This is a genomic window from Maricaulis maris (genome assembly GCF_049116555.1).
GTDB classification, from domain to species: Bacteria; Pseudomonadota; Alphaproteobacteria; order Caulobacterales; family Maricaulaceae; genus Maricaulis; species Maricaulis maris_C.
On record NZ_JAGDYT010000025.1, the window covers coordinates 137,367 to 163,460 of the forward strand.

Consider the following 26,094-nt stretch of genomic DNA (forward strand, 5'->3'; position numbering starts at 1 on the left):
CACCGGTCGGAACGGCGTCCAACGGAAACCGTTTGTCCTGATTAGGCGGGTCGGGTTGATCCCGGAAGCTCGTCCCGGGCGGGATGTGATGAGTGAGCCGGTTGCGGTGACGAATGCCGTCAGGCGAGCGCTCGCTGGTCAAGCTGGTCTCGAACTTCGGAGCGATAACGGTCCGACACGGGCAGTTGAATGCCATTCGTCAACTCGACAATCCGGTAGCTTTCGCCCCGGGAGCGGGCAACGCTTATCCGGGCCGGATTGACGAGATGCGATCTGTGAATTCGGACAAAGCCCGCCTTTGACAGGGCGCCCTCCAGATTCGCCATGGTCGTCCGGTGCAGGACGTCGCGGTCGATCAGATGCAAGGCGATATAATTGCCTTGCGCGGTTGCGCCGAGGATCTCGCGGACGGGCACATATTCGACGCTGCCGCTCGATTTGACAGCCAGTGTACCAAAGTCGGGCGCGTGGAATTCGCGTGGATCGATCTGCGGGCGCATTTGCCGACCGAAGAGAAAGGCGAGGATGAAAAAGACCGTGTCCCAGAGGAAGGCTCTGAGACCCAAGGAGCTCAATGTCTGCAGTGGCGTCAGCTCGGTCCCGATTGAAAAAGCCAAGGCGGCATAGATCACGACGCCGCCCATGCCGAGGACGCAGGCGATCACCGCCGACTTGGCGGTCTCGACGAAATCCGAATTGCTGTGGCGAGCACCAATCTTGAACACAATCGGAAACAGGAAAAGCCAGGGCAGCATGCCCCGCGTCCAGCCCAGGATATAGGCGTGGTAGGGCGCACCTGACTGGACGCGAGTGGCATCGATCCAGCTCGCGGTGGCGAACAGCCACACAATACTCACCCAGACGAGTGTGGTGATGATCAGGAAGGGTGAGCGAAGCGGGAAGCCGGTGATGCGGACTTCGCGTAGATCGTCGACGAGGGCCAAGGGTCTTGTCCAGGTTGGATGTTGACAACCTTAGTGCCGTATCGTGGCTCGAGTGGGCAAGTGACTTTACGCTAACAATTGCGCGAGCCGTCCCGGCGCTCGCCAATGCTGGCTCAGTTCAAGGCTTCATGAAGGAAGCGAATGGTGAGGCCGTTGGCCCGACCGGCACTGCTTTCGTTGTAATGCTGCCCGCCCGGGCGTGCGAAGGCGTGGTCATCTGCCGGGTAGTCTTCGAGCCTGATTGCAACATGAGTGTCCAGGGCGTCATGAATCCTGGCCTGTGCATCAGGCGGCACAAATTGATCCCTACCCGCGATGTGAAGGAGCAAGGGGCGATCAAGTGCACGGACTTCATCGAGGCGGGCTTCGATGCCGACGCCATAATAACCGACGCTCGCATCACTATCGGTTCTGCACGCCGTCAGATAAGCCAGCAGACCGCCCAGGCAGTATCCCATGGCGCCAACCTTGCCGGTGCAGGCTGTATCCGCGCGGAGGGCAGACAGCGAGTCGGCGATATCGCGCATGCCGGTCTCGACATCGAACCGGGTAAAGAGCGCGAAGGCGCGCTTCAGGTCAGGATCGCTATGGTCGTCGAGGTCGATGCCGGGCTCAATGCGCCAGAAGAGATCCGGGCACAAGGCCACAAAACCGGCTTCGGCGAGGCCGTCGCAGATCAGGCGCATATTGGCGTTGATCCCGAATATCTCCTGCAAGACCAGCACACCCGGCCCGCGCCCTGATGCGGGTTCGGTGCGGTAAGCGGAAAAATCCCCATCACGTCCCTTGATGGGGATATATTGACCTGCCATGGGGGGCTCCTGTTGAGTGCTCTTGCAGCCAGTTCAAGCGAGGCCGGTATGAAGGTCAAGATCGACATCGAGTGCAGTCCGGAAGAAGCCCGAAGCTTTCTGGGCCTTCCGGATGTGACCCGGATCAATGAGGCTATGGTGGACGAGGTCGTGCGCCGCACCGAAGCCAATCTGGAATCCATGGAGCCTGAGGTCTTGATGCGCCAATGGTCCGCCGTTGGTGGTCAAATGACCAATCAATTCATGGACATGATGCGCCAGGCAGGCGGTGTTCCCGGGTCCGGCAAGGGCAGTTAGTCCATTGAATACAACTGTTTACGCGTTGGCGACGCCGCCTGGGCGTTCGGGTGTTGCGGTTATCCGGCTGTCGGGAGCCAATTCCGGGCCAATTCTTGATGCGCTCGCCGGTCTCCCGCGTCCGTCGCCCAGGAATGTGTCGCTAAGAGCCTTGCGGTCGGTCGACGGCGCGGTGATGGATCATGGTCTGGTGATCTGGTTCCCGGGCCCTGCGAGCTTTACCGGCGAAGACAGTGTCGAGTTTCACGTGCATGGCGGGCCGGCCGTTATCGAGGCGGTTCTTCACGCGCTTGATGAGGCGGGTGCCCATCCGGCTGAAGCGGGTGAGTTCACGCGGCGCGCTTTCGAGAATGAGAAAATCGATCTGACCGAGGCCGAAGGTCTTGCCGACCTGATTGAAGCAGAGACCGAAGGTCAGCGGAAACAGGCCCTGGCCCAGATGTCAGGATCCCTCCGTCAACTTTATGATGGATGGCGGGACCGGTTGATCTCCGCGATGGCGTCGATCGAAGGCGAGATTGATTTTCCGGACGAGGAAGATGTGCCAGATGCGTTATCCCATTCCGCGCATGCGCCGCTGAGTGAGCTGGTCTCGTCCATGTTTGCCCATCTCGATGATGGTCGGCGAGGCGAGCGGGTTCGGACGGGTTTCTCGATTGCCCTGATTGGAGCGCCCAATGCCGGAAAATCGAGTCTCCTGAATTGTCTGGCTCGGCGGGAGGCCGCCATTGTCACGGATATCCCGGGGACCACGCGGGACATTGTGGAGGTCCAGCTGACCCTGGCGGGCTTCCCGGTTGTGATCTCGGATACGGCCGGGCTGCGTGAAGCCGTTGATGCGATCGAGGCGGAAGGTGTTCGCCGGGCACTGGATCGGGCCGAACATGCTGATTTGCGTATTGGTGTCGCAGATGTGCGGGAGGAGGAAGAATTATCCGACCTGCGTGGACGCCTTACCGACGGTGACCTTCTCGTTCTGAACAAGGTCGACCTTTCGCCGAATGCGGAACGGGACGGGGCCTATCCGCTGAGCGCGAAGTCGGGCCAGGGTGTGGAGGCGCTTGAGGACAGGATTGAGAGTATCGTCCGAGACCGTCTCTCCACACGTGAGATGCCCGCGCTCAGTCGGGTGCGTCACAGGCGAGCCGTCGAGTCGGCGCTTGAAGCGCTGGTGCGCTGCCGGGACAATCTTGCGCTCGCGCCTGAGCTCGCGGGTGAGGATGCGCGTTTGGCGGTGCGGGCCCTGGAGAGCCTGACGGGTCGGGTCGATGTTGAAGACATTCTGGACCGCGTTTTCTCGCAATTCTGCATCGGGAAATAGGGCGGAGTTAATCCTGGCGCCTGTTTCACGTGAAACACCGCCTCCGTGATCTCGACTCTATTCGGCGAAAGCCCTATGTAGTCCGGCCTCAATCTAGCCTGTCTCGGATCGGAAGCGCTCCCATGAAAACCTGGGATGTTATTGTCATTGGCGGTGGTCATGCTGGCTGTGATGCCGCGGCGGCGTCGGCACGCCTGGGCGCCGATACCTTGTTGATGACCCACAAGCTGGAGACCATTGGAGAGATGTCCTGCAACCCGGCCATTGGCGGTCTGGGCAAGGGACACCTCGTGCGGGAGATTGATGCCCTGGACGGCGTGATGGGTCGGGTAGCGGATGCCTCCGGGATTCAGTTCCGTTTGCTCAACCGCTCCAAGGGTCCGGCCGTCAGAGGGCCGAGGACCCAATCTGACCGCGCGCTCTACAAGTCTGCCATGCAGGGCGAGTTGTCGGCCACGGATAATCTGGAGATCGTCGCGGCCGCCGTCGAGGATCTTCTCTTTGATGGTGATGTCTGCTCCGGCGCGATCGATGCGGAGGGTGTGGTCTATCACGCCAAGGCGGTGGTTTTGACGACCGGGACTTTCCTGCGCGGTCTGATCCATAAAGGCTCGGAGCGGATTCCGGCGGGCCGGGCTGGCGAAGCGCCATCGATCGGCTTGTCGGACACGCTTTATGGCCTCGATCTGCGGATGGGGCGGCTGAAGACCGGTACGCCGGCGCGTTTGAGGAAATCGTCCATCGACTGGGAATCTCTTGAGCAGCAATCGGCCGATGAGGCGCCCGTGCCGTTCTCCTTTCTCACCGAGGCGATTTCTGTACCCCAGATCAGCTGTGCGATTACGCGGACGACAGACGCGACGCACCAGATCATTGCGGACAATCTGGGGCAGTCTGCCGTGTATTCCGGAGCGATTGCGGGGCGCGGACCGCGCTACTGCCCGTCAATCGAGGACAAGGTCGTACGCTTCGCGGACCGGTCCCAACATCAGGTCTTCCTGGAGCCGGAAGGTCTCGAGGATGACACGGTTTATCCGAACGGGATTTCAACATCGCTTCCGGATGATGTGCAGCAGGCTTTTCTGGAAACCATCCCCGGGCTCGAGCAGGTTGAGGTGAAGCGTTACGGCTATGCGATCGAGTATGATTATGTCGACCCGCGGGAGTTGGACGCGACATTGCAGTTGCGCAAACGGGCCGGGCTTTGGCTGGCGGGTCAGATCAATGGAACGACGGGTTATGAAGAGGCCGCCGCACAGGGGCTGATGGCGGGTGCGAACGCGGCGCTCGCCGCCACGGGGCGGGCGCCCTTCGTGTTGAGCCGGTCGGATGCCTATATCGGCGTGATGATCGACGACCTGGTGACGCGGGGCGTCAGCGAGCCCTATCGCATGTTCACCTCGCGCGCCGAGTATCGGCTGACGCTGCGGGCGGACAATGCCGATCAGCGCTTGACGGGTATGGCTGAGGCTTTGGGCCTCAGCGGAACGAAACGGCGCGCGGCTTTTGCCGCAAAGATGTCAGAGCTTGAAGGACTGCGCGCTCGCGTCTCCGGATTGTCGCTGACGCCCAATGAAGCTGCCGTTCACGGTGTTGCCGTGAATGCGGATGGAAAGCGGCGGAGCGTGTCCGACATGCTCGCCTATCCCGAGGTGGACTGGGCCAAGATATGCGAGATTTGGCCGGAGTTGGCAGGAGCCTCGCCAGCGGTCGCCGAGCAAATCGAGATCGATGCGCTTTATGCCGGGTATATCGATCGGCAGCAGGCGGACATTCTGGCTTTTCGGAAGGACGAGGCGGTCCGTCTTCCCCGGGATCTGGACTATCGCGGGATTGGTGGGCTCTCCAACGAGGCGCGAGAGAAGCTGGAGACCGCCAGGCCCGAGACGCTCGGGCAGGCCGCGCGGATTGAAGGTGTAACGCCTGGTGCCTTGACGGCCGTGCTGGCCCACGTGAAGCGCCGTAATCGGGAGGCGAGCTAGATGGACCGTGAGGCCTTTGGCCGCCAGACCGGTGTTTCACGTGAAACACTGGCCGCTTTTGATCAGTGGCGAACGTTTCTGGTCGAGACCAATGCCCATACCAATCTGGTCGGCCGGTCAACGCTTGACCAGTTCTGGCATCGTCATGCGCTCGACAGCTTCCAGCTTCTTGAGCACATATCGATGGATGTGAAGAAGGTTGCGGATCTGGGCGCCGGAGCAGGCTTTCCAGGCATAGCCCTGGCTCTGGGTTTCCGGGATCGCGGGCAGTCAGCCTCGGTCGCCATGGTGGATTCCGTTGGCAAGAAGGTGGCCTTTCTTCGCAAGACGATTGCGGCGCTGGAACTCGATGCGGAGGCGCGTTCGGTGCGCGTGGAAACACTCGATCCGGCGGAGAATTTCGATCTGGTGACAGCGCGGGCCTTCGCCCCCTTGAATAAATTATTGGGCTATGTCGCGCCTTTGTTGAAAAACAAGGCTCAAGGCCTTTTCTTCAAAGGGCAAAACTATCGGGATGAATTGACCGAGGCCCGTAAAAACTGGACATTCGATCATGAAGTCATACCCAGTCAGACCAGTGACGGTGTGATCCTGCGTATTCATGAGGTGGACCGTGCCAACTGACGTCCAGCGCGCCAAGGCGCCCCGAGTCATTGCTGTTGCCAATCAGAAGGGGGGCGTGGGCAAGACCACGACCGCCATCAATCTCGGAACCGCTCTGGCGGCGATCAAGCAAAAGGTCGCGATTATCGATCTTGATCCGCAGGGCAATGCCTCGACGGGGTTGGGCGTCCCGCCTGCCAAACGCACCCTGACATCCTATGACGTGCTTGTGGGCGGGGATTCCCTCAAGTCTGCCATGGTGCCGACGGTCGTGCCGGGGCTTTCCATCGTCCCGTCTGATGAGCTTTTGTCAGGAGCCGAACTCGAATTGGCGGATGATCAGCGCCGATCCTATCGGCTCAAGCGCGCAATCGACCAGAGCATGCAGGCCTTGGGAACGGATGCGGCCGGTCTCGACTATATCCTGATCGACTGTCCGCCCTCGCTGAACGTGCTCACCGTCAATTCCCTGACCGCCGCCGATGCGATTCTGGTGCCGCTTCAGTGTGAGTTTTTCGCTCTTGAAGGTCTGTCCCAACTCCTCAAGACGATTGATCGCGTCCGGGGACATCTCAATTCCCGTCTGGATATCCAGGGTGTCGTCCTGACGATGTATGACAGCCGCAATAATCTCTCCGCGGAAGTGGCTGCCGATGTCCGAGAGCATTTCGGCGACAAGGTCTACAAGACGGTGATCCCACGCAATGTGCGCGTCTCAGAGGCGCCGTCTGTGGGAAAACCGGTTCTGCTGTACGATCTGCAATGCTCTGGATCCCAGGCCTATATCAGCCTGGCCAAGGAAATCGTTCAGCAGGAACGCAAGCGGCGACGTGAAGAACAAGGTGAAGTGGCATGAGCGCGAGCGAAAAGAACAAGCGCCTCGGGCGCGGATTGTCGGCCCTTCTCGGCGAAACCGATACGGAGGGCTATAGCGCACCGGAAGCGGAGACCCCTGAAACCAGCCGGCCGTCCCGTGATGGCGTCCGCATGCTTCCGATCGAGCTGATCACCCCCAATCCGGATCAGCCCCGCAAGACGATCACCGAGCCAGAGCTCAATGCATTGGCCGACTCCATCGCCGACAAGGGCATTGTTCAACCCATCCTCGTTCGCCCGATCGATGGTGGCACGAATTTCCAGATCGTCGCCGGCGAACGCCGCTGGCGGGCAGCGCAACGGGCCCGCCTGCATGAAGTTCCCGCCCTGGTTCGCGAGCTCACCGATCGTGAAACGCTCGAGATCGGTATCGTCGAGAATGTCCAGCGCGCCGATCTGAACCCGGTTGAAGAGGCGCAGGCGTATCGCCAGCTGATTGATCGCTTCGGTCATACACAGGAAGACGTCGCCCAGGCTGTTTCGAAGAGCCGTAGCCATGTCGCGAACATGATGCGCCTCCTGTCACTCCCTGACTCTGTGCTGACCTATCTGGCCGAGGGGAAATTGACCGCTGGTCATGCTCGAGCGATCGCCAGTGCGCCCGATCCCACTGCCCTGGCTGAGCAGATCATCGACCGTGGCCTGTCGGTTCGTGAGGCAGAGAAGCTTGCGAAAACGGTCCACAATCCCAGCGCACCGGAGACCAAGTCTGCCGTGAAATCGGGTGCTGACAAGGATGCTGACACACGGGCATTGGAAGCCGATATCACGGCCCGACTCGGTCTGACCGTCGATATTCGGCATGGCACAAAGGGCGGCGAATTGCGGGTCCAGTACAAGACGCTCGAGCAATTGGACGATGTCTGCCGGCGCCTCAGCGCTGACGTCACGCGCGGATAATCAGCGACCAATCTGGGCCGCACCCCGGGCCAGTCTGAGCAAGAGATCACCGACCAGCGCTTCGGTCGGGGCGCCTGACCGTTTCACAGAGCGCTCCGCGTCGAAGGCGAGTTGACGCGCATGGTCCAGTCGTCGGCCACGCCAAAGAGAGAGCTGCCGCTTGAACATGTCGGCCTGGGGCCCGAAGCGCGGTGCACCGCTTCGCGCCACCGCCCCGTCATTCCCCCCGGCCGCGTGGACGGCGCTGAGTTGATCGAGGCGCCGCTGCAGGGCCCGAAGAATGCCGACAGCAGACCCGCCCGCGGTAATCGAACGGTGATAGGCACTGTCTGCCTTCGTCAGCTGGCCGAGTAGGGCGGGGCCAAGAACCGAGTCGAGTTGGGCCTCTCCCTGATCCGCCGCGATCGCCTCAATATCGGTGCGCGTGACGGTGTCCTCCCCATCTCCGCGCTGACTGGCGAGCCCTTTATAGAGGATCAGCTTTTCGATCTCGCCGCGGGCAAGGGCCCGGTCTCCTTCGAGTCTCGGCAACCACGCGTCACGCGCATCGCGCGCAAGAACCAGTTTTTCAACCTTGAGCATGTCTTCGCAGAGCGTTTCGAGTGAATGCGCTGTATCAGCATAACATGCTATTGTTATTGCGTTTTTAGCGGGTTCAAAGGTTTTTCGAAGCTTCCCTCGCGGCGTTAAATCGCCCGACTCGACCAACAGCACGGCTTCCGCCGCGACAGAGCCGTCTTCCAGCCCCTTGATCACCTCGATAATCGGGCCACTCCCGGTCTCGCGATTGAGGCGGACGCGAACCAGGCGCTTGCCACCAGTCAGGGACATGGTGGCCATCGCGTCGGCGAGGCCGGCGGGATCCGACTTGAGATCTTCCTCGGTCAGCTGGGTGAGGGCGAAGGGATCGTCGGGATCTTCGAGCACCGCCTTGACCAGGGTCTGGGCGCGCTCATGAGTCAGGCCTCGGTCCGGACCATAGATCAGATAGGCCCGGATCGACGGGTCGGGCTTGCGGACCCGGGCGTCGGCATCGCGGGCCGACGCTTTCACTGAGAGTTGGCGTCCTGCAGCGCCCGGACGAGCTGATTGGCAATGCGCTCTGCGGCCAGCTGAGCGGCACGCTCGGTTGCATCCCGTTCCGCGGCGACGGACGCGTAGACCGACCGCGGCACGTTGTAGGACGCTTCCGAGCGGACGATACCGGTCATGACCGGATCTGTATCGCCATCACGGAACAGGCCATATTGAACCTCCAGACTGATCGCATAGCGCGAAACAGCCGCATCGGCGCCAACGCCGAGGGGTGAGCGGGTCACATCGCTTTCCGTGCGCAATGTGTAAGGACCGCTGGCATGACGTGCGCCCATCCGGTCGAGCAGGGCTTCCTGAAGATGGAAATCGACTTGCTCGCGACCGGTCTCGACAAGAATGTCTGCCAGGCCCTGACTGACGCCCTGACTGCCATACATCGGCGAAAAGCCGCAGCCCGAGATGAACAAGCCGGTCGACAGGACAAGGCTGGCGAGGAGAGCGCGGCGGCTGGAACGCATATTCTTATCCTGCGACGATATTCACGATACGATCAGGTACCACGATAACCTTGCGAACGGTAAGCCCTTCGAGAGCCCGCTGGACGGTTTCATCCGCCATGGCCTGAGCCTGTACAGCGTCCTGTGTGGACCCTTTGGGTACTTCGATCTCGGTTCGACGCTTGCCATTCACCTGGATGGGCATGACGACGCTGTCGTCCACCAGCAATGCGGACTCCGCGACGGGCCAAGCTGCATCGATGACCAGCCCGTCTCCGCCAAGAATCTCCCAGCATTCTTCAGCAAGGTGCGGGACGAAGGGCGCAATCATGCGCACGAGAATTCCAAGAGCCTCGGCCTTGGCAGCGACCCCGGACGCATCGACCGGCTCATACTTGCGCAGGACATTGACGAGGTCATGGACCTGGGCGACGGCCGAGTTGAACCGGAAGCCCTCAATCGCTTCGGTGACCGTCTGCAGCGCCTTGTGGGCCGCGCGCCGCACATCGAGCGCATCGCCGCTGGCATCACCGGCTATGGTAAGGGGACCCGGAGCGCCATCGGGCAGAGAGTTCACGGTCGTCCAGAGGCGTTGGATAAAGCGCCACACACCTTCGACGCCGCTATCGGTATACTCGACGTCGCGCTCCGGCGGGGAGTCGGAGAGGACGAACCACCGGGCAGCATCGGCACCGTAATTCTCGATAAAGGCATCGAGGTCGACAACATTTTTCTTCGACTTCGACATCTTCTCGATGGCGCCAACCGTCACCGGCTTGCCTGTGGCGATCTCGACCGGCCCGTCCGGGCCTTGGTCGACATCATCGGGCAAAAGCCATTTTCCGTCGGCCGACTTGTAGGTCTCGTGGGTCACCATGCCTTGGGTGAACAGGCCCGCGAAGGGCTCGCCCGACGTCATGTTCATCAGGCCGGCATCGTTCAGCGCGCGCGTGAAGAAGCGAGCATAGAGCAGGTGAAGGATCGCGTGCTCGACCCCGCCGACATACTGGTCAACCGGCATCCAATGCTCGGCATCGCTGGCCAGGAAAGGGGTGTCCTCTGCCCAGGGAGAGGTGAAGCGGAGGAAATACCAGGACGAGCAGACAAATGTGTCCAGCGTGTCGGTTTCCCGACGGGCCGGCTTGCCGCAGGTCGGGCATTCGGTGTCTTTCCAGGTCGGATGACGTTCCAGTGGATTGCTGGGATGATCAAACGTGACGTCTTCCGGCAATTTGACCGGCAATTGATCATCAGGAACAGCAACAACACCACAATCATCGCAATGGACGACCGGAATCGGGCAACCCCAATAGCGCTGGCGGGAAACCAGCCAGTCGCGCAGACGATAGCTGGTCGCGCCCTCGCCCAGTTTCAACGTCTCGAGCTCCGCGATGGCGCGTTCGATGGCCTCATCCGTTGAAAGGCCGTCGAGAAAGCGGGAATTATAGATCGTCCCCGGCCCCGTATAGGCCTCGTCCTCGATTGCATGTTCCTCGGCAGAGGCATTTGGCGGCAGCACGACCGGATTGACGGCGAGCTCGTACTTGCGGGCGAAATCGAGGTCACGCTGATCGCCGGCGGGCGAGCCGAAAATGGCGCCCGTTCCATAGCCAGAAAGCACGAAATTGGCCGACCAGACCGGCAATTCCCAATTGTCATCAAAGGGGTGCTTGACCGTGATTCCGAGGTCCACACCGCGTTTGGGTGCTTTCTCGATCTCCTCGGCGGTGGTGCCCATGCGGGCACATTCATGCATGAAGCGATCAATTTCCGGATCGTCCACGGCCAGCGCCTTGACGATGGGATGGTCCGGTGCGAGGGCCAGGAAGCTGGCACCAAACAGTGTGTCGGGCCGTGTCGTGAAGACGTCGATCGTGTCGCCGAACTGGGACGCCAGATCGGCCTGTGTCAGCGGGAAACGCACTTCTGCACCCCGCGAGCGACCAATCCAGTTGGATTGCATGGTGCGGACCTTGTCCGGCCAGCGATCCAGATCGTCGAGCGCATCGGTCAGCTCGTCGGCATATTCGGTGATCTTGAAGAACCATTGATCCAGCTCGCGCTGGACAACAAGGGCGCCCGAGCGCCATCCCCGACCATCGATGACCTGTTCATTGGCCAGGACGGTTTGGTCAACCGGATCCCAGTTCACCTTGGCGGTCTTGCGATAGACCAGACCGCGTTCCATCAGGCGCGTGAAAATCGCCTGCTGGTGACGGTAATAGGCCGGATCACAGGTCGCGAATTCACGGCTCCAGTCGATCGCCAGGCCGAGGCGCTGCAACTGACCCCGCATGGCGTCGATATTGTCATAGGTCCAGGCCCCCGGATGCACACCGCGATCACGGGCAGCATTCTCGGCGGGAAGGCCAAAGGCGTCCCAGCCCATGGGATGCAATACGTCGAAGCCCCGGGCCCGCTTGTAGCGCGCGACGACATCGCCCATGGCGTAGTTTCGGGAATGGCCGACATGAATCCGCCCGGACGGGTAGGGAAACATCTCGAGCACATAGTATTTCGGCTTGCCGCCCGAAGCGTCGGGGCCAAGGGCCTTGAACGCATCACAGGCATCCCAGGCCGCCTGCCACTTGGGTTCGGCCTCGCGAGGATTGTATCGTGTCATGTCTGGCCCGCGGCCGCGCCGCGCCCCCGGTAATCGATCAGGCTGAGCAGCCTGACTAGTTTTCCAGTTGCGAGATTCGCAGCTGACGCGCGCGGGTCAGAATAGCGTTCTCGATATCATAAGCCGTCTGGCCACCGGTTTCGGCGTCAATCCACTCGCCGCTCTCGCTGCGAACCTGACGGAAGACACTGACGGCCAGTGCATCAGCACGAAGGCGCGTATCGAGAATGTAGACTGTGAGCTTGAAGCGCTCGCTCGCCATCTGCGGATTGGCATACCAATCGGTCACGATGACGCCGCCAAACGGATCGACTTCAGCCAGCGGCATAAAGCTGATCGTGTCCAGGCTGGCACGCCAGAGAAAACCGTTCACTCCGATGCCTTCCGGCTCGGCGACGCGATTGCCGGCCAACGGGTTTGGCAATGATGGCAGACGCAATCCGGATGACTCCGACGACGATTCCGCCGTATCGGCATTGCGCGATGCGCAAGCCGGAAGTGTGAGAATGGCGGCAGAAAGGATCAATCCAAGAATCCGACGGTCCGACATGTGCCGTGACTCCTTCGAAACAAACGGCGAAAACGCGCGAGAAACTGCAGGACGCGAATGCGCCTCAGGTTTTGAACGACTTGTATAACACGCGAATTCGCGCGCGCCAGCGGCGAAAGGCACCCGGTCGGGCGTGGCAAACCTGCAACATATTCTGGTGAACACGCGTTCAACTCTTTCCCGGTGCTTGACCGAAGGCGCGCGCTCACCTCCTGTAAGGCGCGACGTCCGGGGGGACGGGGCCGATCGGCGGGACCGCGAGCGATGAGAAGGACAACCAGCGCGATTTTCTTCGCCGCTCTGTCCGGAACGCTTGCGGGCCCGCCGGCATTCCCTCAAAGCCCAACCATTCCTGATAATTCAGCCTCATCAGTGTCGGATCCATTTGATCTGGGCGCCGAGTACAGTCTCGATTGGCGGGCCGATCTCGGCCTGGTTCTACTGGCCGGCGATACACCGACTACGCGCCCTGCCTGGCTCGGCGATATGGAGCTGGGCGTTGACTTCGAGGGCTTCACCCAAGGCGGCCGTCGCTGGGGCTGGGTCCTTGCCGGTCATGCCGAGCGTGACCAACACCTTTCCTCCAGTGGGGGCCGTACCGGCGCATGCCCGGCGGGCAGCGGCGATTGCGCGACGCTGGTCTCGCCGACCTCGACCCCGATCGCCGGCGACAGCGAATTTTTCAGCGACGGCGTTGAAAACGGAAGTCGGGTTCGCGCCATGGTGTCCGAAGCTTATGTTTTTGCCGATACCGGCTGGGGCGAATTGCGCCTTGGCTACGGCCCGGGGGCTGCGAGGCTTGATCCAGTCGGCGGCCCGGCGACCGCCCGACTGGTGCGGGCGGATGGGGGCCATCTGGTCGCGGCAGGTCCCGGAGCGATCCGGACCGAGAGTCATGTGTCCGGCCACGATCCCAAACTGGTTTTCCGATCCATCGCCCTGGGCCAGGAAAGCAGTGTCGGGACGTTGCGCGCGTCTGTCTCCTTCACGCCTGAGGTCAGCCAGTGCGGCGTTGATACCTGCCCGCGGCGGACAGGCCCGGGCGGCCAGGCCGGCTCAATCAACAAAGCCGTCTCGGAGCTCGCCCTGACCTATCAAATCCGCCGCGGCGACAATGAATGGGCGGCGAGCCTCGCTACCAGTCAGGCGGGCAGCCTGGACGGTCCGCCTGGTTTCGATCCCGTCGAGAGTGTCGATGCGGGCCTGTCCTGGCGTTGGCAGGCCTGGCGCGCCGGCGGGCGCTGGCGGCGCAGCAATAATGGCGTGGACGGCTCCGGTGCCCTCGAGGCGTGGTCGGTATCGGCCGGATGGGAACAGGGCGATTGGCTCTCCACGCTTGAATATGCGGCCTCGAGCGATGATTTCATCCACCAGGACACCGCGGTCTGGCAGGCGGCCACATCGCGTCTGGTTGGTGACCATGGCCTCGTCGCATTTGGTCTGCAGTCTGCGCGGACGGCCAGCCCGGTGTTGACCGGCGCGGGGCGCCGCCAGATTGAGGCCAGTCATGTCACGGCCTTTGTCGAGCTGGGCTGGCGATACTGACAAATCCGCCACAGGACTCTGACTTCTTTCACCCTTGCGGCAGATTCTGTTTGGGTTGGTCAAGTTCGCTGCGCTACAAATATCGGGCGTGAGGGAGAAGTGCAATGATCTGGCGGATCGATCCGTTTGAAATCATTGGTAGAAAATCAACCGTGGCCGGTGCGGCCGCGGCCATGATCCTCTGCGCGCCAGGTGCTTTCGCCCAGGACAATACGGCTGAAACCGATGCCGTTGCGCCTTGGTATGAAGCGTTCACGCTCTCCATGGCCGAGGCGCCGACCCCGGAAATGGACGAGGTAACGACCTATGACCTCGAGTTCGGCGAGCGCTGGGGCGTGACGCTGGGCACACTGGAGCGGTCGGATCCGCGCCTTGATGATGATCTGACGGCCGGCGCCTTCGTGACCTTTGGCGATCGCATCCGTCTGGGTGGCCAGGTTCGCTTTGCGTCCCCCGATGACAGCTTTTTCGTTCGCAATAACGACGAGGAAGAGCGTCAGCCGGAAATCAAGTTTGAGTCGGCCCTGCGCTTCTGATCGCGCCGACCACCGCAACACCTGACATCCCAAAGCCTGCCAAACGTCTGACTGTGCGCAAATTGACGCCGCCGAGTGCATAAACCGGTATGCGCGAACGCCTCGCCCACGCGGCCAGCGCCAAGGGGCCCATCGGATGTCCGGCGCTTGCGCTTGCACTGGAAAAAACGGTGGAGACCAATACCGCGTCCAGCCCGCTCGCCTGCGCGCGGGAAAGGGCCAGCGGTGAGTGTGCCGACCCCGTGAAAAGTCCGGTATTCCCGCAGGCGCGTTCATGATGCGCCCGGGCCAACATGCGTTCCGGCCAGTGAACCCCGTCGGCATTGCAATTCCGGGCAAGCACAGCGTCGCCGGAAATCAGGACCTGCACGCCACGGGCCCGCGCCAGGCGCACGGTTTCATGCGCCAGGGCGACGCGATCGGGCGCGCCGAAATGCCGATAGACCAGGGCGCTACCCGCCGGCAGGTTTCGAGCGAGGGCGAGCGGGTCGGGTTGGCGTTGCGGGTCGGTGAGGGCAAGCAGGGCTGGTGTCATGGCCCTGTTTTCGCCGCGCGCACGCACGGCCGCGCTTGCCATCTTTCGCGCTGCATCGTAGGGCGACGTCATGACTGATATTCCGGATATACAGGCACGCCGTCAGGCCCTCCTCGACGATATTTTCGCGACCGCAAAGGATGCGGACCGTCCACCGAATACCATCAAACTGGTCGCGGTCTCCAAACGCCAGCCCGAAGCGCGGTTGGAGGCGGCCCTGGCAGCCGGCCAGCGTGTCTTCGGCGAGAACCGGGTCCAGGAGGCCCAGGCGCACTGGGCCGGGCGCCGCGCTGGCTGGCCGGATCTCGAATTACGCCTGATCGGGCCCCTGCAGTCCAACAAGGCGGCAGAGGCTGTAGCCCTGTTCGATGTCATCGAGACTCTCGATCGGGAAAAGCTGGCCAAGGCCCTGCGCAAGGAAATGGATGCCCAGAAGAAGGCGCCGCGCCTTTTCGTTCAGGTGAATACCGGAGAGGAACCGCAAAAGGCCGGGGTCTCTCCCGCCGAGCTGTATGATTTCGTGGGCCGAATGCGCACGCAATACGGTTTCACGATAGACGGTCTTATGTGCATTCCTCCGGTCGAGGAGCCGCCCGGCTTGCATTTTGCGCTGCTCGCCAGGCTCGCGGCCGGTCTGGGCGTGCCGGAATTGTCGATGGGCATGAGTTCCGACTATCCGACCGCCATCCGCCTGGGCGCGACCTCGGTGCGGATCGGGACAGGGTTTTTCGGTCCCAGGGACAGCTAACAGCCGAGACGGCTAGGCGATTGTCAGCGTGTCGCCCGGCTGGAGGGCGGCGAGCAAGGCCCGGACATCGTCCGGGTCGAGCGCGATACAGCCCTCGGTCGGTTTGTAGTCGTCCCGCTTGCAGTGCAGGAAAATCGCCGATCCGGCACCCGCAATGGGTGGATTATCATTATGGCCGAGAACCAGGATGATGTCGTAAAGCCCGTCCTCACGCCACATGGCCTCGTGGGAGGCTGGATAGGGCCGACGGACGGGTCGGTTATAGGCCGGGTCATCCGGGGCATCGCACCAGCCATCATTGGCTTGCAGGGGGCGGCATGGAAGCACCGTTTGCGGCCGGTCCAGGCGGTCCGCGCGATAGAGGACGCGTCGCACCGCATAGGCACCGAGCGGGGTTGCGCCATCACCTTCACACTTGTCTGACGCCTTCGTGACTCCCGCGCGACCAAGGGCTGCGCGTACCTTGCGGTTTTCCAGCGAGAGGTGGCCATTTCGGCTGACTTGCCAATCCATTCGGGAATCGTAGCGGGTAACGCGGTGGTCGGCGAGGGACGAACGGCACTGGAAAGTGCGGCTGTCCACTTCGCCTCCCCCACCACGGAGGTTTGTCCGGGCAACCGGACCTGTCATTAACCAAGCAAGTTCAAGGCCAGACCGGGCACACACAAAACTGGGCAAATTTGGCCGTACCAGCAAAAACTGCCGGGCACATTCTGCCGCCCGGCAGGAATTGCCTTGTGAAACGAAATGGGCATGATCAACGCATGAACGCGCAAAAAACCATTCTGATCGTCGATGACGATGAAGACCTTCGCGAAGCGCTCGTCGAGCAATTCGCCCTGCATGAGGAATTCCGGACCCTGTCGGCAGACACGGCTGGTGGCGGCATGGGCATCGCCCGCAATGAGCGCGCTGACCTCATTCTGCTTGATGTCGAATTGCCGGACATGGACGGGCGCGAGGCCTGCCGCCTCATGCGCAAGAACGGGATTACCGCGCCCATCGTCATGCTGACGGGTCAGGACACGGACGCCGATCAGATCCTTGGCCTCGAATCCGGCGCCAATGACTATGTCACCAAGCCGTTCAAGTTTTCGGTTCTGCTCGCGCGCGTACGGGCTCATTTGCGCAGTCATGAGCAGAGCGAGGATGCCGTCTTCCAGGTCGGACCCTATGAATTCAGGCCGGCCATGAAGCTCTTGCTGACGTCGGACGAAAAGAAAATCCGCCTGACCGAGAAAGAAACGAATATTCTCAAATATCTCTATCGGTCTGGCGGCAAACCGGTGCCGCGCGACGAGCTTCTGCACGAGGTCTGGGGCTATAATCCGGCGGTGACCACGCACACGCTGGAAACCCATATCTATCGCCTGCGCCAGAAAATCGAACCCGATCCGGCGCACGCCCGGCTTCTGGTTACGGAGAGCGGCGGCTACCGGCTTCAGAACTGAAGCCGGACTGCCCGGGATCAGTCGCCGAAGGTCAGGACCACCGGTGCATGATCAGACGGCTTCTCCCGACTCCGTTCGTCTTCCCAGATCCGGAACGCCTCTCGGCCGCCAGACAGGGCCCGGTCGCGGGCGGCCGGTGCGGCCCAGATATGGTCCAGCCGCCGGCCGCGATTGGCCTTGCGCCAGTCTTTCGCGCGATAGCTCCACCAGGTGTAGATCTTCTCGTCCATCGGAATGAGTTCGCGGGCGATGTCCGAGAACTGGCCTGCCTGGCGAATTCGTTCCAGGGCTTCCGTCTCGATCGGCGTATGCGAGATCACTTTCAGCAATTGCTTGTGTGACCAGACATCGTGCTCATAGGGGGCGATATTGAAATCGCCCACCAGGACAAGCGGCGCATTGTCGGCGGCTCGCTCGGTGAAATAGCGCTCGATCCGCTCGAGAAATGCCAGCTTGTGGGCAAAGCGGGGATTGATCGCCGGATCCGGCTCGTCTCCGCCCGCCGGAATGTAGAAATTGTGCAATTCCAGACCTTCCACGCCAACGCGTTGGTGCCGCGCCTCGCCGCGCGGGCACAGGTCGCAATCGCCAAGGTCCTCAAGCGGGTATTTCGACGCGATGGCGACGCCATGCATGCCCTTCTGGCCCCGCACATGGAAATGTTTGAAGCCCATTTCGCGGAAGCTCTCCTCCGGGAACTGGTCGTTCTGGCATTTGATTTCCTGCAGGCAGAGCACGTCCGGGTCGGCTTCGCGAACCCAGTCAGCGATGAGCGGGACGGCGCGCAGGCGCACGGAATTGATATTCCAGCTGGCAAGTGTGAGCGGCATGGCAGACTTTCCGTCAGATGGTATTGATCAGAGGATATTATAAGTGGACCCGGCCAAGCCGACCGGCCAGCGCCCACGCGCGAAGAGGCGCCAGCGTGCAAGGAAGGGGTGAGGCGGCTCGTCATCCTCGGCCTCGGCCAGGATAACGAGGGCGGCGCCATTGGCGGCTTGGGCAAGCGCGCCGGCAGCGGCGTTCACCAGCGCCATGTCTTCGACATCGTCCATTGCGGCGGCGTCCTCAACGATGTCTCGGGAGCTATCGCCCGTCTTCTGGGCGACCATGGAGAGCGCAGCCGAAACGGCTTCTTCGTCGAGGCGTTCCAGCACGCGTGAAACCAGGCCTGTGCGCAGCATTTCCTCGGCCTCCCAGCTGACCGGGTCACGATCGAGGGTTTCAGCGGCGCCTGCGGCTTCTTCCCAATCGGACAGGACCGCAGCCTCGGCATCGGGGAATCCCAGCCCGTCCAGATAGGCGCGGGCCAGGAATTTCTCGCGCTCATCCAGTGGCTCGCCGAGGCGGGCGAACCAGGAATTGGAGTTCAGGCTCTCGGCAAAAGCTTTCGCCTTGTAGAGCAGCGGGATTTCTTCGAGCAGGCGCGGGATGTCCGCGTCATCGGGATCATCATGGAATTGCATGGGGCGTATTTAACCCTCATTCCCGCCGCGCAACAGGGGCTTAGGTGCGTGTGATCAGGTTGAACCAGGTCTCAAACGAATTGCGCCCGGTCTCGAGGGGGAGGAGACCGGGCGCAAAGCCATGCGCTTGTCTGTTCGAGCGCAGCGCCGGGAGGGGATCAATCCGGCGCGACTGAGATCGGGATCCGCAAGCGGGGGGACGACGCCGATCCATTGCCTCTCAGTCAGCGTTACAATAACGCCACAGCGTTCAGACTTTTACAAATAAAAAATGAGAAAGGAATTGCGTGTGTCGAAAAAGCCTCAGCCCGTTAACGACCGCGTCGGGAATTGCGCCGCTCTTCCGGTTCCGGAATAACGAAAAGGCGTGGATTGAGACGCATGCCAGACTGCATGCCCGTCAGGCTGACCCGGGTGATTTCCCCTAATGCGTCAGTCACATACCACTCACGCAGCTCGTAATTCGGTTCCGCGAAGACGAACATGATCTCGCCTTCCATTTCCTGCGATGGGTCGCGGAGTGTGAGATACAAGAAACCGAATTCGCGCTCCATCGAGACAATGGCCGCGTCGGATTCAATGTCGATCTCCGGCTTCAGAAGCCACCAAAGAGGCGTCGAGCGTAAAGGAATCCGGTCGACGGTTTCCAGGGCCTGGTCCTCAACCGCCACCGTGGTGCCGTCGGCAATGATGCGCAGCGGATTGGGCTCATCATAGTCCAGGCGGAGCCGGCCAGGCCGCGACAGGGCCAGATCGCCCTCGGCAAAAGACCCGTCCGGCGCGATCTGGATGAAGCGCGATTGGAGCGTGTCGACCGAATTCAGATAGGTATTGATCCCGGCCAGGACCTCATCCCGGTCTCTCACCGGGCCGGATGTCTCCAACGGCGCCTCGGTCGATGCCGCCGTCGGTTCGGGTTGCGGATCGGTCGGAGCCGGGTCGGTGGCCTGCAGAAGGGCCAGGGAAGCAAGCAGTGTGATCATGTCGCCAAGCTGGCCCGGGATTGCGGCGTGAGCAAGACCGCGATGTTCATGTCGCGCTCAGCCGCCTGCCCTGTTTCAGTCGCCATTGGCGTCCGGATAGCGGATTTCGTGGGCGGAAAGTTCAGATGTCTCCCAGTGCGGAGAGAAAATGAAGCGCCCGTCCGGCGTACCGCCAATCGAGTTGAGCATGATGTCTTCGCCGTCAAAGGCGTCCAGCACGGTCAGGCCGTGTTCGTCAGACCAGTGCAGGAGGCGGCCACGAAGATCGCTCAGCACAAGCCCGCCCCGACCATCTGTAACCACCCCGTCCAGTGACCCCTCATTCTCCAGCAGGACGGTGGCTTCAAGCGTGCCGGGATCAATCCGGATCAGTCGGCCTTCGCCGCTGGAGCTGACGACATAGATCGAGCCATCGACATATTCGACCCCATTGGCCCCGGTGAAACGGTCATCATTGAAAACCTGCTCCCATAGGCCGTCAGTCAGCGTGTAGAGCGCGCCGCCACGGGTATCGGTAATCCAGACACGGCCGCTCGGGTCGATGGCTATGTCGTTCAACACGACATCATCATGGGCGAAATCCCAGCGATCGAGCTCGGCACCGGTTTCCAGGTCCATCGCCACAAGCGTCCGGGCGGCTTCGATCATGAACAGGCGATCATTGGCCGAGACGATGCCAAGCGGGCTCACATAACCCTCCACCCAGCGTGCCTGCCATTCGCCTGTCACCAGGTTCAGGCGCGATACATAGCCGGTCGCCTGCGGCTCTTCGGATTCGCTGGCCGGACCCTGATTGCCGATATAGGCCCAGTCACTGCCGTCCGGGACATGCACAGCCTCGGGGCGAGCGACGGAGTCGGTCCGCCATAATTCTATCGCCGTCGGGTGGTCCTGGGCGCAGGCGCTTGCGCCGGCCAGTGCGATGCCGGCGGCCAAAAAAGTCGTTTTCAAGATAGTCGTCCCTCAACTCCGCCCCCCGGCGTCCGCAAGTTTGCAGACGGAAGGGGGCAGGGCCAGTCACGAACCGGTGAGGCGATGTTCAGGCGTCACCATGCTCCGGCAGGTAGATCTCGCGGCGACCGGCGTGGTCGGCGGGGCCGATCATGCCTTCTTCCTCCAGTCGCTCGATCAGCGTGGCGGCGCGGTTATAGCCGATCTGAAGCCGACGCTGGATATAGGAGGTCGAGGCCTTGCGATCGCGAGCCACCACGGCCACGGCCTGATCGAACAGGGCATCGCCACTGCCCTCGCCATCATCCATGCCTGGCAGGCCGCCCTCATCTTCCTCGCTGCTGGCGGTGACAGCTTCGAGATATTCTGGCGCGCCCTGCTTTTTCAGGAAAGCCGCGACATCCTCCACTTCCTTGTCCGAGACGAAGGGGCCGTGCAGTCGGCGCAGACGGCCGCCTGATGCCATGTAGAGGAGGTCCCCCATGCCCAGCAGCTGTTCAGCACCCTGTTCGCCCAGAATGGTACGGCTGTCGATTTTCGAGGTGACGGAATAGGAAATGCGGGTCGGGAAGTTGGCCTTGATCGTGCCGGTTATGACGTCGACCGAAGGGCGCTGCGTGGCCGTGACCAGGTGAATGCCGGCAGCCCGGGCCATCTGGGCCAGTCGCTGGACGGCGCCCTCGATTTCCTTGCCGGCAACCATCATCAGATCGGCCATCTCGTCGATCACGACGACGATATAGGGCATCTTCTCCGCGGGAATGGTCTCGGTCTCGAAGACCGGCTCGCCGCTTTCCTTGTCATAACCGGTCTGGACGGTGCGCGAGAGCCCCTCACCATTCGCGAGAGCGTCGGCGACGCGCTCATTGAAGCCGGCAACGTTGCGAACGCCAACCTTGGACATGCGCAGATAGCGGCTCTCCATTTCCCGGACGGCCCATTTCAGGGCGACCACGGCTTTTTTCGGATCGGTCACAACCGGGCTCAAAAGGTGTGGAATGCCGTCATAGACCGAGAGTTCCAGCATTTTCGGATCGATCATGATCATCCGGCAGTCTTCCGGCGGGAGACGGTAAAGCAGGGACAGGATCATGGCATTGATGCCGACCGATTTGCCCGAGCCGGTTGTACCGGCGATCAGCAGGTGCGGCATGCGGGCGAGGTCGGCGACAAAGGGTTCGCCGCCAATCGTCTCGCCGAGGGCGAAGGGGAGTTCCGCCTTGGCGTCCTCAAAGGCCTTGGAATTGAACAGGGCGCGGAGGAAAACCGTCTCGCGCTTGGGATTGGGCAGCTCGATACCGATCGCATTGCGACCCGGGACGACGGCTACACGGGCCGCCATTGTGCTCATGGACCGGGCGATATCATCGGCCAGATTGATCACGCGAGACGACTTCACGCCCGGAGCAGGCTCGAATTCATAAAGGGTGACGACCGGTCCCGGGCGGACCTGGACGATCTCGCCCTTCACACCGAAGTCTGACAGAACGCCCTGAAGCAGTTCCGCGTTCTGGCGCAGGGCGAGCTCGTCGACCGCGTCATTCCGGACGCCCGGCTTGGTAAGCAGGTCGAGGCGCGGAAGCTTGAAGCCCTCACTGCGTGCGAACGGCAACGCCCCCTGGGCCTCGCGCACATCACGGTCTGACGCCTTGGACTTGCGCGATGGCGCGACTTTGACGGACGGATTGAGCGGGGCGATGTCTGGCTCACCGGCCCGGGCCGCCGCCGGCACCGGGTCGGACTCCGCTGCGCGCATGGCGCGTCTCAGCACCGGTTCTTCGCGCTGGTCCAGGGGGTGGTCATCCTCATCATCATGGTCAGCTTCATCACGACCCCAATGTCCAAGGCGTCCACGAAGCTGATCCAACCAGACCCGCAATGTCGCCCAGGCGAGACCACCGGCGTCCACGGCATTGGTGAGATCGCGGGCACGCAGTCCGAAGGTGAAAAAGATCCCCGCAATCGACAGCAGGAGTGCAAATCCGGCTGCCAGCGCCGCTGGGGCCGGGAGATCGAGTCTGGCTGGCAATGAGGCCAGGGACGTCAGGGCCGCATCGCCGATCACGCCACCCAGGCCAGGCGCCAGTGGCCAGGCTTGTGGCACGGGCAGTGAGGCAACAGCTGCTGCGAAACCGGTCGTGCCCAGTGCAGCAAAGAACCAGCGGAAAACCGCGACCGAACCGCTGCGCGGCTGCGGTGTCCGCCATATCAGGATGCCGCCCCAGATCACCAGAGCGATGGCGGGACCACCAGCGGCCCATCCGAGCGCCTGCAGAAAAGCGTCGCTGGCCGTTGCGCCCGGCCGTCCCATCCAGTTTCCGATTTCACCGTCGGACGCCACATTCCAGCTCGGATCGAGCACATTGTGGGTCAGGAGGGAGACCATCAGAAAGACACCGGCAGCAAGCATCAGGCTGCCGAAAACAATATCGGCCAGACGCAGCCGCCACCGTGGGGTCGGCTTGGCGGCAGACTTGGGGCTCTTGGCTTTGCGGGTTGAGGGTTTGCGGCTCATCCTATCGTCCTAACGCTGCAAGTCTTCCCGGGCGGTAAACAGAGGTTAACAGCGCTGCGACGCTCTGGCCGCTTTTCACCGTCAGCAAAGCGCCTATTCTGCACCGATGATGAAGTCAGCAGAATTTGATGGCGATGTTGTGATCGCCGGTGGCGGCCTGGCCGGTATGACCCTGGCCCTGGCGATGGACCAGGCCGGGCTGAGTGTGGCCCTTGTCGATGCTCTGGAGATCGAAGACCAGCTGGCGCCGAGCTTTGATGGCCGCGCCTCGGCTCTTGCCTACACGTCCTGGCGCATGTTCGAGGCATTGGGCGTAGCCGAATATCTCAAGCCGCATACCCAGCGTATCGAGCATATCCTGGTGTGTGACGGGCGGCCCTATGGCGGTGACAAGCCCGGCGGGCCAGGGCCGAATACCCTGCATTTCGACCGTCGGGAAATCTCTGAGGGCGATGATGGTGAGCCGCTTGGCTGGATGGCGGAAAACCGGCATTCCCGCTTCGCCCTGATCCAGGCCATCAAGGCCCGGCCGGGTATCAAGGTGTTCGCGCCGGCACGCGCTGAACGGCATGAGAAGCGCGGTAACGGAGTCGACCTGTTCCTCGAAGACGGGCGCTATCTGTCCGGGCAGCTCCTGGTCGCGTGTGACGGCAAGTTCTCACGCCGCAGACAGCAGGAAGGCATCCGTACGGCCGGCTGGCAATACGGCCAGAAAGGGCTGGTCGCAACGGTACGTCATGCCGAGCCACACAATGGCGTGGCCTATGAGTATTTCCTGCCCTCAGGCCCTTTTGCCATCCTGCCACTCCCTGACAATCGCGCCTCGCTTGTCTGGACCGAACCCGATGCCGTCGCGGACGCGCTGAAGGATGCCCCGGAGGCGGTCTTTCAGGAGGAGCTGGAAAACCGCTTTGGTGATTTTCTCGGCGATGTGCGTCCGGAAGGACCGCGTTTCGCCTATCCGCTGGGGCTGCGCTATGCCGAGCGCTTTTGCGACGACCGTGTCGCCTTCGTTGGCGATGCGGCGCGCGGAATCCATCCGCTCGCCGGACAGGGCTTCAATCTGGGTATTCGTGACGCTGCAGCTCTGGCCGAAGTCGTCGGCGAAGCCCGACGTGTCGGGCTTGATATCGGGGCCCTCATCACGCTGCGACGCTATGAGGAGTGGCGCAAGTTCGACAGTGCCACGCTGGCGGCCGGGACGGATATCTTCAACCGCCTCTTCTCGAATGATATCGAGCCGATCCGCCAGTTGCGCGGCCTTGGCCTGTCTCTGGTCAACAAGATCGGCCCGGCCCGACGTTTCTTCATGCGCCAGGCCGGCGGTGAGACCGGCGATCCGCCGCGTCTGCTCAGGGGTCAGCGACTGGACGCGGCCTGAGCAGACAGGGGCGGTGCTTGATCAGGGCTCTACCTCGAGATCCCTCACCCAGGCCTCGAGGGCCTCGAGGTCCTGCATGTCGCCATTGAAGACAAGTTCCGGTTCGTGAACCGCATTGTCGGCGCGCGCCCGGCCACGATGGACCGCGGTCGGGAATGAGAGCTGCGCAATGCCGCTCGGCAGGTCTTCCGTAATCACCTCGAGATAGTGGGTGTCGCCCGATGTCGGCTGCCCGATCTGGGTGACCCGGTCGGTAGCCTTCAGCGTGTCGACCAGGTCGAGGCAGGCACTGACACAGCGTCGGCCGGTCAAAACGAAGACGGGCGGCATGTCGAGGGCCATCGGGGCGCGCTCGAAGGCCGGGCGGGCCTCGGCCGGCTCGCTGAAATAGGCATCGCCCGTTTCCAGCGCTTGGCTCATGCCGGCGTGTATCTGCTGCATGCGCGCGACGACCGGCGCATCGGCGCCGAGGGCCGTTTCCATCATCGGCAGATACAGGTCCAGCTTGTCGAGATTGGCCCGGGATGCGCGCCATTCCACCTGTGTGATGCGCGGTCGGGTGGCGGCAATGAAGTCAGCCCCGAACAGGCTGGCGGCAAGCGCCCGACCCGGCTCGGAAGCGCCGCCCAGATTGCCACGGAGATCAATGACGATCCGGTCCGCCGCCACGAGCGCGTCGGCCTGCTCGGCAAGCGCGGACTGCAATGTGGCGAAATCTGTCGCGGTTTCGGGATTGGTCACATCCAGCGAACCAACTGAAATCCAAGCGATATTACCCACCCAGCGCAACCCGACACCATTCTCGATGCGCGGTTCGAACCGGTTCGCGATCCCGGTTGCAATCTCATCGGTGTAAGGCTGCCATTCCAGCGTGTAGGTCTCGCGTCCATCGGCCGTTTCAAAGTCACAGGCGGTCAGGCGCGGGACGAAGGGATTGTCCGAGTCGATGACAAGATAGGGCAGGTCTCCGGCCCGGGCGCTCGCAACGCTCCAGTTTCCGATGAAGGGCTGCACGCGCGTTTCAATCATCGAGGTGATGCTCTGGCCGTCACATCCCAGAAGGAGCGCACCGACGGGCGGCGCGGCGTCCGTCACTCGTGAGACCACTGTAACGTCACGCCCGTCACCGGTGACCACAAAACCGGGCCACGCCTGTTCCCGCTCGATCGCGCGATAGAAGCCAACGCTGAGATGGGCATCCTGGAACGGTGTCGTAAAGGCGCGGAGCGCGTAGAAATATCCCGCCTCGTCTTCAACCTCGGATGCCAGTGCGAGCGCGCGGGCATAGTTCGCGTCGAGTGCGGAGGCGAACCCCGGATTGTCCGGATCGACCGGGCCGGGATGACTATCCCGGAGGGTCGTGAACATGTGCTCGACATCGGCGGTTGCCGTGGCTTGCCAGTCGCGTTCACCGCAGGCCTGCAGGGCCAGGACCGAACACCCGATCAGGCCGATACGGACATATTTGTTGAACATCATTATCCCCTTCAGGCGTCTTGCACACGCCTGTGTGTGCCCTGAGGAGCTTTCCAGACCGTCTGGC

The 26,094-nt window shown here is 62.2% G+C and carries 25 protein-coding genes; 11 read left to right on the forward strand and 14 right to left on the reverse strand.

All coding sequences use genetic code 11. The features are described 5' to 3' along the window. Nucleotides 1-119: 119 nt before the first annotated feature. Together JXQ94_RS14760 and JXQ94_RS14765 are read right to left on the reverse strand one after the other, a co-directional pair. Nucleotides 120-944, reverse strand: a complete 825-nt coding sequence (locus tag JXQ94_RS14760; RefSeq protein WP_421924539.1) for a LytR/AlgR family response regulator transcription factor — start codon at nucleotides 942-944, stop codon at nucleotides 120-122. 113 nt (nucleotides 945-1,057) lie between these two features. Then, nucleotides 1,058-1,756, reverse strand: a complete 699-nt coding sequence (locus JXQ94_RS14765; protein WP_421924540.1) for a dienelactone hydrolase family protein — start codon at nucleotides 1,754-1,756, stop codon at nucleotides 1,058-1,060. Nucleotides 1,757-1,768: 12 nt separating this feature from the next. On the opposite strand from JXQ94_RS14765, the gene JXQ94_RS14770 reads away from it, so the two are divergent. The 6 genes from JXQ94_RS14770 to JXQ94_RS14795 all read left to right on the forward strand — a co-directional run bounded on the left by JXQ94_RS14770 (nucleotide 1,769) and on the right by JXQ94_RS14795 (nucleotide 7,735). Beyond that, nucleotides 1,769-2,053, forward strand: coding sequence for a DUF6489 family protein (locus JXQ94_RS14770; protein WP_295691759.1), 285 nt, complete (start codon nucleotides 1,769-1,771; stop codon nucleotides 2,051-2,053). A 4-nt stretch (nucleotides 2,054-2,057) separates the two neighbouring features. Continuing rightward, the gene (mnmE, locus tag JXQ94_RS14775) at nucleotides 2,058-3,374 is read left to right on the forward strand and encodes a tRNA uridine-5-carboxymethylaminomethyl(34) synthesis GTPase MnmE (protein WP_421924541.1); all 1,317 of its coding nucleotides are present in this window, start codon (nucleotides 2,058-2,060) and stop codon (nucleotides 3,372-3,374) included. Nucleotides 3,375-3,496: 122 nt separating this feature from the next. Beyond that, the gene (gene mnmG / locus JXQ94_RS14780; protein ID WP_421924542.1) at nucleotides 3,497-5,356 is read left to right on the forward strand and encodes a tRNA uridine-5-carboxymethylaminomethyl(34) synthesis enzyme MnmG; all 1,860 of its coding nucleotides are present in this window, start codon (nucleotides 3,497-3,499) and stop codon (nucleotides 5,354-5,356) included. Next, complete coding sequence (gene rsmG / locus JXQ94_RS14785; RefSeq protein ID WP_421924543.1) at nucleotides 5,357-5,980, forward strand: 16S rRNA (guanine(527)-N(7))-methyltransferase RsmG; 624 nt, start codon at nucleotides 5,357-5,359, stop codon at nucleotides 5,978-5,980. Next, nucleotides 5,958-6,815 (forward strand): ParA family protein, encoded by an 858-nt coding sequence (locus JXQ94_RS14790; RefSeq protein ID WP_421924544.1) that lies wholly within the window; start codon nucleotides 5,958-5,960, stop codon nucleotides 6,813-6,815. The genes rsmG and JXQ94_RS14790 overlap by 23 nt, the downstream gene beginning before the upstream one ends. Continuing rightward, nucleotides 6,812-7,735, forward strand: coding sequence for a ParB/RepB/Spo0J family partition protein (locus tag JXQ94_RS14795; protein WP_421924545.1), 924 nt, complete (start codon nucleotides 6,812-6,814; stop codon nucleotides 7,733-7,735). The genes JXQ94_RS14790 and JXQ94_RS14795 overlap by 4 nt, the downstream gene beginning before the upstream one ends. On the opposite strand, the gene holA is transcribed toward JXQ94_RS14795, so the two are convergent. From holA to JXQ94_RS14815, 4 genes are read right to left on the reverse strand one after another with little or no spacing between them, the layout of a single operon-like run. Further along, a complete protein-coding gene (gene holA, locus JXQ94_RS14800) occupies nucleotides 7,736-8,788 on the reverse strand; it encodes a DNA polymerase III subunit delta (protein WP_421924546.1) in 1,053 nt (350 codons plus the stop codon). Then, a complete protein-coding gene (gene lptE, locus JXQ94_RS14805) occupies nucleotides 8,785-9,288 on the reverse strand; it encodes an LPS assembly lipoprotein LptE (protein WP_421924547.1) in 504 nt (167 codons plus the stop codon). Before lptE ends, holA begins: the two co-directional genes overlap by 4 nt. A 4-nt stretch (nucleotides 9,289-9,292) precedes the next feature. Beyond that, a complete protein-coding gene (gene leuS, locus JXQ94_RS14810) occupies nucleotides 9,293-11,890 on the reverse strand; it encodes a leucine--tRNA ligase (RefSeq protein WP_421924548.1) in 2,598 nt (865 codons plus the stop codon). Nucleotides 11,891-11,945: 55 nt separating this feature from the next. Beyond that, nucleotides 11,946-12,440: a DUF3576 domain-containing protein gene (locus JXQ94_RS14815; RefSeq protein ID WP_295691743.1), complete on the reverse strand. Its 495-nt coding sequence runs from the start codon at nucleotides 12,438-12,440 to the stop codon at nucleotides 11,946-11,948. A gap of 372 nt (nucleotides 12,441-12,812) precedes the next feature. On the opposite strand from JXQ94_RS14815, the gene JXQ94_RS14820 reads away from it, so the two are divergent. Together JXQ94_RS14820 and JXQ94_RS14825 are read left to right on the forward strand one after the other, a co-directional pair. Continuing rightward, entirely contained in the window at nucleotides 12,813-13,985 is a 1,173-nt protein-coding gene (locus JXQ94_RS14820) for a hypothetical protein (protein ID WP_421924549.1), read from the forward strand. Between the two features lie 104 nt (nucleotides 13,986-14,089). Then, nucleotides 14,090-14,521 (forward strand): NtrZ family periplasmic regulatory protein, encoded by a 432-nt coding sequence (locus tag JXQ94_RS14825; protein WP_421924550.1) that lies wholly within the window; start codon nucleotides 14,090-14,092, stop codon nucleotides 14,519-14,521. Here the strand turns inward: JXQ94_RS14825 and JXQ94_RS14830 are convergent. Beyond that, nucleotides 14,493-15,128 (reverse strand): thiamine phosphate synthase, encoded by a 636-nt coding sequence (locus tag JXQ94_RS14830; RefSeq protein WP_421924551.1) that lies wholly within the window; start codon nucleotides 15,126-15,128, stop codon nucleotides 14,493-14,495. The two genes, JXQ94_RS14825 and JXQ94_RS14830, sit on opposite strands and share 29 nt — an antisense overlap. On the opposite strand from JXQ94_RS14830, the gene JXQ94_RS14835 reads away from it, so the two are divergent. Then, entirely contained in the window at nucleotides 15,127-15,804 is a 678-nt protein-coding gene (locus JXQ94_RS14835; RefSeq protein ID WP_421924552.1) for a YggS family pyridoxal phosphate-dependent enzyme, read from the forward strand. The genes JXQ94_RS14830 and JXQ94_RS14835 overlap by 2 nt on opposite strands. Nucleotides 15,805-15,816: 12 nt before the next feature. On the opposite strand, the gene JXQ94_RS14840 is transcribed toward JXQ94_RS14835, so the two are convergent. Then, nucleotides 15,817-16,317 carry a L,D-transpeptidase family protein gene (locus JXQ94_RS14840; protein WP_421924553.1) on the reverse strand — a complete coding sequence of 167 codons (501 nt, stop codon included), beginning with the start codon at nucleotides 16,315-16,317 and terminating at the stop codon, nucleotides 15,817-15,819. A 251-nt stretch (nucleotides 16,318-16,568) separates the two neighbouring features. Between JXQ94_RS14840 and JXQ94_RS14845 the strand changes: the two genes are divergently transcribed. Beyond that, nucleotides 16,569-17,255 carry a response regulator transcription factor gene (locus JXQ94_RS14845; protein ID WP_421924554.1) on the forward strand — a complete coding sequence of 229 codons (687 nt, stop codon included), beginning with the start codon at nucleotides 16,569-16,571 and terminating at the stop codon, nucleotides 17,253-17,255. Between the two features lie 17 nt (nucleotides 17,256-17,272). Here JXQ94_RS14845 and xth read toward each other — a convergent pair whose 3' ends face one another. From xth to JXQ94_RS14870, 5 genes are all read right to left on the reverse strand, one after another. Continuing rightward, nucleotides 17,273-18,085 (reverse strand): exodeoxyribonuclease III, encoded by an 813-nt coding sequence (gene xth, locus JXQ94_RS14850; RefSeq protein WP_421924555.1) that lies wholly within the window; start codon nucleotides 18,083-18,085, stop codon nucleotides 17,273-17,275. Nucleotides 18,086-18,112: 27 nt separating this feature from the next. Beyond that, a complete protein-coding gene (locus JXQ94_RS14855; RefSeq protein WP_421924556.1) occupies nucleotides 18,113-18,721 on the reverse strand; it encodes a hypothetical protein in 609 nt (202 codons plus the stop codon). Nucleotides 18,722-19,032: 311 nt separating this feature from the next. Continuing rightward, entirely contained in the window at nucleotides 19,033-19,704 is a 672-nt protein-coding gene (locus tag JXQ94_RS14860) for a LolA family protein (protein ID WP_421924557.1), read from the reverse strand. A 75-nt stretch (nucleotides 19,705-19,779) separates the two neighbouring features. After that, nucleotides 19,780-20,655, reverse strand: coding sequence for an SMP-30/gluconolactonase/LRE family protein (locus tag JXQ94_RS14865; RefSeq protein ID WP_421924558.1), 876 nt, complete (start codon nucleotides 20,653-20,655; stop codon nucleotides 19,780-19,782). Nucleotides 20,656-20,743: 88 nt separating this feature from the next. Next, nucleotides 20,744-23,170, reverse strand: a complete 2,427-nt coding sequence (locus JXQ94_RS14870; RefSeq protein ID WP_421924559.1) for a DNA translocase FtsK — start codon at nucleotides 23,168-23,170, stop codon at nucleotides 20,744-20,746. Nucleotides 23,171-23,279: 109 nt separating this feature from the next. Between JXQ94_RS14870 and JXQ94_RS14875 the strand changes: the two genes are divergently transcribed. Then, nucleotides 23,280-24,551: a UbiH/UbiF/VisC/COQ6 family ubiquinone biosynthesis hydroxylase gene (locus JXQ94_RS14875; RefSeq protein WP_421924778.1), complete on the forward strand. Its 1,272-nt coding sequence runs from the start codon at nucleotides 23,280-23,282 to the stop codon at nucleotides 24,549-24,551. Nucleotides 24,552-24,572: 21 nt separating this feature from the next. Here the strand turns inward: JXQ94_RS14875 and JXQ94_RS14880 are convergent, their stop codons facing one another. Next, nucleotides 24,573-26,030 carry a S41 family peptidase gene (locus JXQ94_RS14880; protein WP_421924560.1) on the reverse strand — a complete coding sequence of 486 codons (1,458 nt, stop codon included), beginning with the start codon at nucleotides 26,028-26,030 and terminating at the stop codon, nucleotides 24,573-24,575. Nucleotides 26,031-26,094: the final 64 nt, after the last annotated feature.